We start from the raw sequence: 8,673 nt of genomic DNA on the forward strand, positions 1-8,673 counted from the left end.
CCGGTGTTCAACAACATCCTCGCCTACAAGGATGAAGTGGTCGGCTGGATGAGAGACTTGACTGACGCCTGCCACGAACATGGCGCAGCGGTCATGATCCAGTTGACTCACCTTGGCCGGCGGACACGTTGGGACAAGGGCGACTGGCTGCCCGTGGTGTCACCGTCCTTCGAGCGCGAGGCCTCCCATCGCTCCTTCCCGAAGAAGATGGAAGACTGGGATGTGGAACGCATCATCAAGGACTACGCCGACGCCGCCGAGCGCATGAAAGCCGCGGGACTGGACGGCATCGAACTGCAGGCCTATGGGCATCTGATGGACCAATTCTGGTCGCCGCTGACCAACGACCTCGATGCTCCCTATGGCGGTTCCATCGACAACCGGCTGCGCTTTACCTTCGACATCCTCAGCGCCATTCGCAAGCGCGTCGGCCATGAGTTCATCGTCGGCGTGCGCTATACCGGAGACGAGCAAATGCCCGGCGGGCTGACCCCGGCCGATGGCCTGGACATTTCCAGGCGCCTGAAAGACAGCGGCATGGTGGACTTTCTCAACGTCATTCGCGGGCATATCGACACCGATGCCGGCCTGACGGATGTGATTCCGATCCAGGGCATGCGCAATTCGCCGCACCTGGATTTCGCTGGAGAGATTCGCGCCGCCACCGACTTCCCCACGTTTCATGCGGCGAAAATCCCGGACGTCGCCACTGCCCGTTATGCCATCGCCTCGGGCAAGGTCGACATGGTCGGCATGACCCGCGCGCACATGACCGACCCGCATATCGTGCGCAAGATCATCGAGGGTCGTGAAGAGGATATTCGCCCCTGTGTTGGCGCCAACTATTGCCTGGACCGGATCTACCAGGGCGGTGCTGCCTACTGCATTCACAACCCGGCCACTGGCCGTGAAACCAGCATGCCCCATGACATTCCCAAGGCTGCCAGCAAGCGCAAGATCGTGATTGTCGGCGCCGGTGTCGCCGGGCTGGAAGCTGCGCGCGTGGCCGCCGAACGAGGTCATGAGGTGGTGGTATTCGAAGCCGCCAATCAGGCCGGTGGGCAGGTTCGGCTCACTGCGCAATCGGAGCGGCGGCGAGAAATGATCAGCATCGTCGAGTGGCGCATGGCTCAGTGCATGGCACGCGGCGTCACCTTTCATTTCAATACCTGGGCTGAAGCCAACACCGTCCACGACGAAAACCCGGACGTGGTGATCATCGCCACTGGCGGCCTGCCCCACACCGAGATTCTCTCGGCAGGGAATGAACTGGTGGTCTCGACTTGGGACATTATTTCCGGGGATGTGAAACCCGGGCGCAATGTCCTGCTGTTCGACGACGCAGGTGATCATGCGGGCCTGCAAGCTGCCGAGTTCATTGCCAAAAGTGGTGCAAAAATCGAAATCATGACACCGGACCGGACCTTTGCACCGGAAGTCATGGCAATGAATCTGGTGCCCTACATGCGCTCGCTGCAAGCACTGGACACCACCTTCACCGTCACCTTCCGGCTGCTCGCCGTCGAACGCGAAGGTCAAGATCTGCTGGCGACCATCGACAGTGACTACGGCAGTGCGCGCAAGGTTCGGCGGGTCGATCAAGTGGTGATCAACCACGGCACCCGACCACTGGACGAACTGTACTTCGAGTTGAAACCCGCCTCCAGCAATGGCGGCGTAGTAGAACATCAGGACCTGATCGTCGGTAACCCGCAACAGGTAGTGACCAACCCGGATGGCCGATTCCAGCTGTTTCGCATTGGCGATGCGGTGGCTGCACGTAACACCCACGCCGCGATCTACGATGCCTTGAGACTGGTCAAGGACTTGTAAACGAACCCACTGCCCAGGTGAAAACAAACATGTCAAAAAATGAAACACCCTCCTGGAGGATCGCTGGAAAAAATGGCATTCACGGACCGGTCGAAGGCTCTCTCTATTACTCATCTTCGGCGGATGACTGGCTACCGACAACGGCTGAGGGCTTCTGGATCAAACCGTTGTTCGAGGACACCGAACGCGGTGAAAAGACCCTATTGATGAAAGTCGATCCTGGCACCCACGTCGCCAGCCATACCCATGAAGAGGAGCTTGAGCAGCTGTTCGTACTGCAAGGCTCATTTTATGATCAGGATCGAACACTGAACGTCGGCGACTACTGTTGCCGTGCTCCGGACGCGGCACACAGTGCGGGGTCGGTACATGGGGCCATTTTGATGGTGATTTATACCCGTCGTTGAACAGAAGCTGCATGCGATGGACATAAAGCGTTAGGGAAGGTCTGAATAACCACACCGTCCCTAATACGAGGTCCGGCACCCGGACGGCAGGAATGTAACTGGTCTCGATACAGAATGGCTTTTGGTCCACTGTGCTCAGACGCCTGATGGTCAGCAACACATCCCCCTCTCAACGGTCGGCTGGATGCGGCATTCGACGATGCCATCGCGGTCTCCGAAGGCCTGCTCAAGAAATCGATGAATCGGACGCCCGATGGCGACAAGAGAGAGAGTGGGAACGTAACCTGACCATGAGTTACGTCATTCAGCAAGGGCCGCTCAAAGACCTGAGCATCGCGTTGCGCCACGCCTCACTGCGCACTGAAGTGACCACGCAACGGGACAGCGATGAGCATCGAGTGATCATCAGCTATCCGCTGAATATTCTGTAAAAGCCGACACACTGGATGATGCGCATCGTCATCCAGTGTGCCCTGGTTATATAAGGTCACACCGTTGGATGATCGACTCAGCGCGGTGCTCAACCTACGTGTATCCCTCCACTGCATCCCTGGCGCCTTAAACGACGGAGAACAAGCTAACCCGCGCTATCACATGGTTTAGAACCTCTTCGAAAGCTCTTCCAATGCGCGTGTTAGTCCGGCTATTGGACTACACATCGGCTCCGGCCCATTTTTTACCAATTTGGCTGCGCCTGCCATGGAAGCTTGAGCTAGAGCGACCATTGAGCTCCCTTCAACGTAGGCGGCATCTGCTGACTCCGCAATAGCTGAAAGATAGCCTTCAAGATCGCCAGCCTTGAATAAGGCCCATGCGCCCGAAACGAGACGAACCTCAACCGAGACGTTCGCTCCAATCGCCGCATCAACAAAAATTCGCATTGTCGGCTGTAACGTTGTTTCAACGGCACAAAGCACCACAATCTTTCCACCCACCTCGATTGTTTTTTCAGCGAGGGCTTCATCTACTCTCAAAATAGGCACAGCAGTGGCTTTTCCCGCCGCGACGACAGCAGGCCCCAACGTTGAGCACGTAAGAAGTACCGCATCAGCACACAGGGAAAGCGCAATAAGGGCAGAACGCACTTCACCCTCGATACAAGAAGTAAGACCGCCCGCCAGTTCAGCGGCTGAAAGCAGATCGGCCCTCACTTCATGCGTCAGTACGCCGTAGGGTATCCCGAGCGTCAGTCCAGCCTCTTCAAAGACTGCGATATTACTTTCTGCGGTATGCAAGCAAGCTATTTTCATAAATTTTTCGCGAGGAAATGGTGAAAAAAACCAAGAAGATTGCACGTCGAAGTCGACAGGCATTATTACTCGGTGCCGTAATCCTTCCGGCGTGAACTTGGGTGCGCCGTATTCATCCTTCACCTGAGCGATACGGTAGCTCTCATGCTCAATCAGTGCACAGAAATCAGCGTCACTACAGGTAGCGCAGTAATCGGCGGTCAGGGTGATGATGAATACCGGTACTCTTGCGAACCCATCGAGCATCTGCTGCTCCATTCCACTTTCACCATTCCTACATGACCTCAATGTGATTTTTGAACGCATCTAATGCCGAGACGATTTGCTTACTGATCTCCGGGCTCGCTGCGATGCCTGCCTCATCCATTCCTTTGGCGAGCAAGTTCACGGTTATCGAAGCAGGCTCGACAACTACCGCGGACATGGTTTCCAGCACCAACCTAAGCGCCGCCTGGGCATGACTCGCACGAGGTGACGCGTTAAACAGTGCAACCGGTTTATCAGGGAACTCATGGCTAGCTACAAGCCAATCCAACGCATTCTTGAAAGAGCCAGGAATTCCACGAGCGTACTCTGGGCACGAAATAAGGATGCCGTCTGCCTTGCCTACCATCGCTCGTAACTCTGCGACGATCTGAGGCGGCTCATCTGCCAGGTCTGGATCGAAGTGAGGTAATTGACCTACGCCCAGATAGTGCTTGATCGATACCCCTTCAGGACTGAGCAGCTCAGCCGCACGTAACAGCGCGGAGTTTGAAGAGGCTGCACGAAGACTTCCGGAAACCGCAAGCAATTGCACCATGTGTATCCATTCCATTAATCACTGAGGTGGCGCAGTGTCGCATACGCCGCACCGGAATCTCTTCGCCGTGATTGCAGGCGACCCGGTAGGCGCGTACGACGTCTCGACCCTGAAAATCAAATACGGGCTCTTACCGTAGATCTTACGTGTGAGAAACACGTGAACCAAGTACGGGCGCGGGTGTTACAGATGACGACCAATCACGCCGTCCTGGCAGCTATCGCCTCGACCTCCACAAGGGCGCCGGGCAATGGCAGGGCCACCACTTGCAAGGCGGTGCGCGCCGGTTTGTTGGGCTGTTCGGGGGTGCCGAAGAATTGCGTATAACCAGCTTGCAGCCCGGCAAAGTCAAGCTTGCCGCCAGTCTCCTCGGCGCCCACCAGAAACACCCGCAACTGCACGATATCCCCCAGGTCCAAATCTTGTTGCTGGAGGATATTGCGCAATTTATTGAATACCGAAACCGTCTGCACTTCAGTATTGCCATAGGCCGCTGGAGTACCCGACGGAGCTTGCGGGTCCGCGAGGTCCGGCAAGGTGCCACTGACGAACACCAGGCTGGCGGAGGCCGGCACAGTCACTGTTTGCGAGATGGGAAAATCGCCAACACTGGTGCGTTGAATGCTGTTGCTCATGTCGTCTCTCCTTCAATGGGTGGTCATGACGTGGCCAGGGCCGTCGTCTGTCGTTGCTGAGTAACCCGGTCGGCCAGTTGCCCGACCACATGCCGCGCCGAATTGGCCGCCGACTCCTGCCAAATACCGACGCCGCTTTGCACTAGGCCATCGCCGGCGAAGTACACCCGGCCATGGGGCTCTTCCAGCAAGGCGCTGGCATCGGCCGGGAAATGTTCCCGTTGCAGCCATGGGCCTTCGCTGTAGGGGATCTGCTCCCAGGACACCGCCAGCGGATGGCGCAACTGATGCGAATACCCCGGATGCAGGAGTTCAACGGCCTCCTTGGACGTCGCGTACTGTGCCTTGAAGGGTTGCGCGCCAAATACATCGGCCCCGACGCCGGTGACATAACCGGCCACCAACAGCCCCTCACGGGTGTTTAGGTCGTTGCTGGGGTACCACAGCAGCCGCGCCGGGTGTTCGATCCAAGACAGCCCGCCGTAGGTGCGGTAATCGGTTTCCCAAAAGCGCGGAGATTGCCAGGCCACCTTGGTTGCCTGGTCACTGCGGGTGCTGAGCAGCGCTGCCTTGACCGGGTCGCTGAAGTCGGTATCCAGTTTGGCCAGCAACGGCAGCGGCAGGGTAGACACCAGGTAGTCGGCACACACCACCTGTTCGCGACCGCTGTGCTGGTCGTAATAGGTAACCGCCACGCCGTCCTCAAGCTGGCGAATACGGCGCACCTGAGCGCCCAATTGCACCTGCTCGGTCAGGCGCTGATAGAAGGCATCGGTGATGCGATCCATGCCGCCCACCGGCTGGAACATAGTGGCCGAGAACTCGGGAAATTCGGTGTGCAACAAGGCACCCCAGAGTTCGGGATGCAGCAGCCGCTCCAGGGCCACCGGCGTCAGGCTACCGGGCAATGCCCCCGGATGGCTGGGGGAGTTCCGGTGGCCGGCGCGGATGCTGCCTTCATAGGCGAGTTCCTGTGACAGGTCGCCATAGACTTGCAGAAACGCCAACAAGCGACTGCGCTCCTCGCTGCTCAATAGGTCGTCCAGGGCATCGCGCTGCACCGCCGTAGCCAACAGCCCCGACAGGTGCCCGCGGGCGTCGTTGATCGCCTGGCCGACGGTGAACGCCGGTTGCTGCAAGTCGGGGCGCACTTGGGCGCCATGGCTGCTGTTGACCAGCACTTCCAGCGGCACCCCCAGCTCACTGCAGTAGTCGAGCAGGGTTCGGTGCTGGCTGGGAATCCGCGCCGGCCCGGCATTGAAATACAGCCCCGGCTCAAAGGCCACGGTTTGCGTGCGCCCGTCCTTGTAATCCACGCGGTCACCGTTGCGCAGAGTCCAGGTACGGCCACCGACCCGATCACGGGCTTCCAGCACTTGCACCTTGAACCCGGCCCGGGTCAGTTCCAGGGCCGTCACCAACCCGGCAATCCCGGCGCCGAGCACCAACACACGGGTGCCCTGCCCCAGGCCTTCCTTGAGTTTCAAAGGTTGCGGTCGGCGGTGGGACGAAGGCCCCAGCCCCAATACGGCGAGCGCATCCCTGACCGCTTTCTCGCCGCCCACGGCGGCGATGCTGGAAAGCGCTTCACGTCGAGTCAGTCCCATGTTAATTGCTCCCTTGAAGGCTTCAATCCGGCAAACCGGGTGGGTTGATCAACGATTTGTCGATGCGCTCCACGTCCAGGCCCCACCGCTGTAGCACCTGTTCGTATTGGCCGCCAGCAATCGCCCCTTCAAGGGCGGCGTGGATAGGTTGGACCAGACCATTGTCCTTGCGGGTAGTCACGGCGATATCGGCCCGCAGTGGCCAACCACCATTAACAATCCCCACCAGCTTGATACCGCCGGTGATTGCTGCCGAATAGGAATATATCGAGTTGGGGCCAAAGAGGGCGTCGCTGCGACCCGACTGCACGGCCAGTTGCGCGGCGGCCTGATCGTCGAAGTACTGCAACAGCGCAGGCTTGATACCGGCCTTTTCATTCGCTTCGTTCCAGGCCAGCAGGACTTTTTCCTGATTGGTCCCGGAGCCAACGATGATCTTCAGCCCGGCTATATCTGGCGCCTGCTTGATCGCGCTGATCTTGCTGTTGGTCTTCACATAAAACCCCAGCACATCCTGGCGATAAGTGGCGAAGTCAAAGCGCTTCTTGCGCGCCTCGGTCACGGTGACGTTGCTGATCACCGCGTCGTACTTGCCCGAGCTGACACCCAGCGGCCAATCCTCCCAACTGGTCTGCACCACGTTCAATTGCAGGCCCAGGCTGTCGGCCACCAACTGTGCGGTGTCGGCCTCGCTGCCGATGGTGGTTTTGTCATCATTGGCCAACAGCGCCAGCGGCGGCCCAGCCACTCCCGAGACGGCCACGGTGAACTTGCCGGGCTGGGCGAACTTGAACCCCGCCGGGATCAGCGCGATGGCAGCCTCGTTGCGCGGCACATGGATGCGTTGCCGGTCGGGGCTCAGGTCGACCTGTTGCGTGGTGGGTGCACTGGCGCTTTCGGCGGCCAGTACTGGCAGGCCGACACTGACGGCCATCGCCAGCAAGGCCAAACGGGCAGTATTCACTAACATAGGCAGTCACTCCTTTAACAAGGGAAAAAATTCACAGCACCTTGCCCAAGAAGGCAACGGTGCGGGGATGACGGGGTTGGCGAAAGATTTGTTCCGGAGGCCCTTGTTCGATCAATTGACCGTCGCAGAGAAACACCACGTGGTCCGCCACTTCTCGGGCAAAGCCGATCTCGTGGGTGACGATCACCAGGGTCACACCCAGTCGCGTCAAACCCTTGATCACGTCCAGCACCTCGCCCACCAGCTCCGGGTCGAGGGCCGAGGTGGGTTCATCGAAGAGCAAGACTTTTGGGTCCAGGGCCAGCGCACGAGCGATGGCGACCCGCTGTTGCTGGCCACCGGAAAGCTGGCGCGGATAGGCATCGACCTTGTCTGCCAGGCCGACCTTGGCCAACAGTTCCCCGGCCTTGGCTTGGGCCTCGGCTTTGCTCCAGCGTTTGTGGGCCAAGGGTGCTTCGGCGATGTTTTCCCAAGCCGTGAGGTGCGGGAACAGGTTGAAGTTTTGGAACACGAAGCCGACTTCGATCCGGCGCTTGAGAATCTCCCGTTCCTTGAGTTCGTAGAGCAGGTCGCCCTTGCGTCGATAGCCGACGTATTCACCGTCGATGGTGATGTGCCCGCTGTCGATTTTCTCCAGATGATTGATGGTGCGCAGTAGCGTCGATTTACCAGAGCCGGACGGCCCGAGGATCACCGTGACCTTGCCCGGTTCGATGGTCAGGTCGATGTCCTTGAGTACCTGCTGACTGCCAAAGCGCTTGCCCACGCCCTGGATCTGGATGCGCCCGGCGCGCACCGGGATGGCGGCCTCACTCATGGGATTTCTCCTTGAGCCAGCGGCGCACTCGCTGCAATGGCGTCGGCGGCAACACCCGCGCCGTGCCACGGGCAAAGTACCGTTCGACGTAGTACTGGGCACTGGTGAGCACGGTGGTGATGATCAAGTACCAGACCGTCGCGACGATCAACAACGGGATCACCGCTTGGGTGCGGTTGTAGATCACCTGCACGGTGTAGAACAGCTCTGGCAAGGCCAGCACGTAAACGATGGACGTGCCCTTGACCAAGCCGATGATTTCGTTGAACCCCGAGGGCAGGATCGAACGCAGGGCCTGGGGCAAGATGATCCGGAAGATCCGCCGCGACGCCGGCAAGCCCAAAGCCGCAGC

Annotated in this window: 10 protein-coding genes and 2 pseudogenes; 3 read left to right on the forward strand and 9 right to left on the reverse strand. The window is 59.1% G+C overall.

Features of this window, described 5'->3' with window-relative positions:
* A partial coding sequence (locus M0974_RS28420) for an FAD-dependent oxidoreductase (protein ID WP_297844971.1) occupies positions 1 to 1,833 on the forward strand: 1,833 nt, incomplete at its 5' end.
* Between the two features lie 29 nt (positions 1,834 to 1,862).
* The gene (locus M0974_RS28425) at positions 1,863 to 2,240 is read left to right on the forward strand and encodes a cupin domain-containing protein (RefSeq protein WP_297844973.1); all 378 of its coding nucleotides are present in this window, start codon (positions 1,863 to 1,865) and stop codon (positions 2,238 to 2,240) included.
* 112 nt (positions 2,241 to 2,352) lie between these two features.
* Here M0974_RS28425 and M0974_RS33415 read toward each other — a convergent pair.
* Positions 2,353 to 2,400 (reverse strand): annotated as a pseudogene (locus M0974_RS33415) (hypothetical protein); the annotation flags it as partial.
* A gap of 130 nt (positions 2,401 to 2,530) precedes the next feature.
* Between M0974_RS33415 and M0974_RS28430 the strand changes: the two are divergent.
* Positions 2,531 to 2,671, forward strand: a complete 141-nt coding sequence (locus M0974_RS28430; RefSeq protein WP_297844974.1) for an OprD family outer membrane porin — start codon at positions 2,531 to 2,533, stop codon at positions 2,669 to 2,671.
* Between the two features lie 168 nt (positions 2,672 to 2,839).
* Here the strand turns inward: M0974_RS28430 and M0974_RS28435 are convergent, their stop codons facing one another.
* The 8 genes and pseudogenes from M0974_RS28435 to M0974_RS28470 all read right to left on the reverse strand — a co-directional run.
* Positions 2,840 to 3,553, reverse strand: coding sequence for an aspartate/glutamate racemase family protein (locus M0974_RS28435; RefSeq protein WP_367279064.1), 714 nt, complete (start codon positions 3,551 to 3,553; stop codon positions 2,840 to 2,842).
* 12 nt (positions 3,554 to 3,565) lie between these two features.
* Positions 3,566 to 3,757, reverse strand: a pseudogene (locus tag M0974_RS28440) (putative metallopeptidase); the annotation flags it as partial.
* A 7-nt stretch (positions 3,758 to 3,764) separates the two neighbouring features.
* Positions 3,765 to 4,292, reverse strand: coding sequence for an NADPH-dependent FMN reductase (locus M0974_RS28445; RefSeq protein ID WP_297844975.1), 528 nt, complete (start codon positions 4,290 to 4,292; stop codon positions 3,765 to 3,767).
* 200 nt (positions 4,293 to 4,492) lie between these two features.
* Entirely contained in the window at positions 4,493 to 4,927 is a 435-nt protein-coding gene (locus tag M0974_RS28450; protein WP_297844977.1) for a RidA family protein, read from the reverse strand.
* 23 nt (positions 4,928 to 4,950) lie between these two features.
* Positions 4,951 to 6,534, reverse strand: a complete 1,584-nt coding sequence (locus M0974_RS28455; RefSeq protein ID WP_297844979.1) for an FAD-dependent oxidoreductase — start codon at positions 6,532 to 6,534, stop codon at positions 4,951 to 4,953.
* 22 nt (positions 6,535 to 6,556) lie between these two features.
* The gene (locus M0974_RS28460) at positions 6,557 to 7,504 is read right to left on the reverse strand and encodes an ABC transporter substrate-binding protein (RefSeq protein ID WP_297844981.1); all 948 of its coding nucleotides are present in this window, start codon (positions 7,502 to 7,504) and stop codon (positions 6,557 to 6,559) included.
* A 31-nt stretch (positions 7,505 to 7,535) separates the two neighbouring features.
* Complete coding sequence (locus M0974_RS28465) at positions 7,536 to 8,321, reverse strand: amino acid ABC transporter ATP-binding protein (RefSeq protein ID WP_297844983.1); 786 nt, start codon at positions 8,319 to 8,321, stop codon at positions 7,536 to 7,538.
* The coding region (locus M0974_RS28470; protein ID WP_297844985.1) for an ABC transporter permease subunit at positions 8,314 to 8,673 on the reverse strand (360 nt) is incomplete at its 5' end. The genes M0974_RS28470 and M0974_RS28465, both read right to left, overlap by 8 nt.

The sequence above is a fragment of the Pseudomonas sp. genome, assembly GCF_026224925.1.
Taxonomy (GTDB): Bacteria; Pseudomonadota; Gammaproteobacteria; order Pseudomonadales; family Pseudomonadaceae; genus Aquipseudomonas.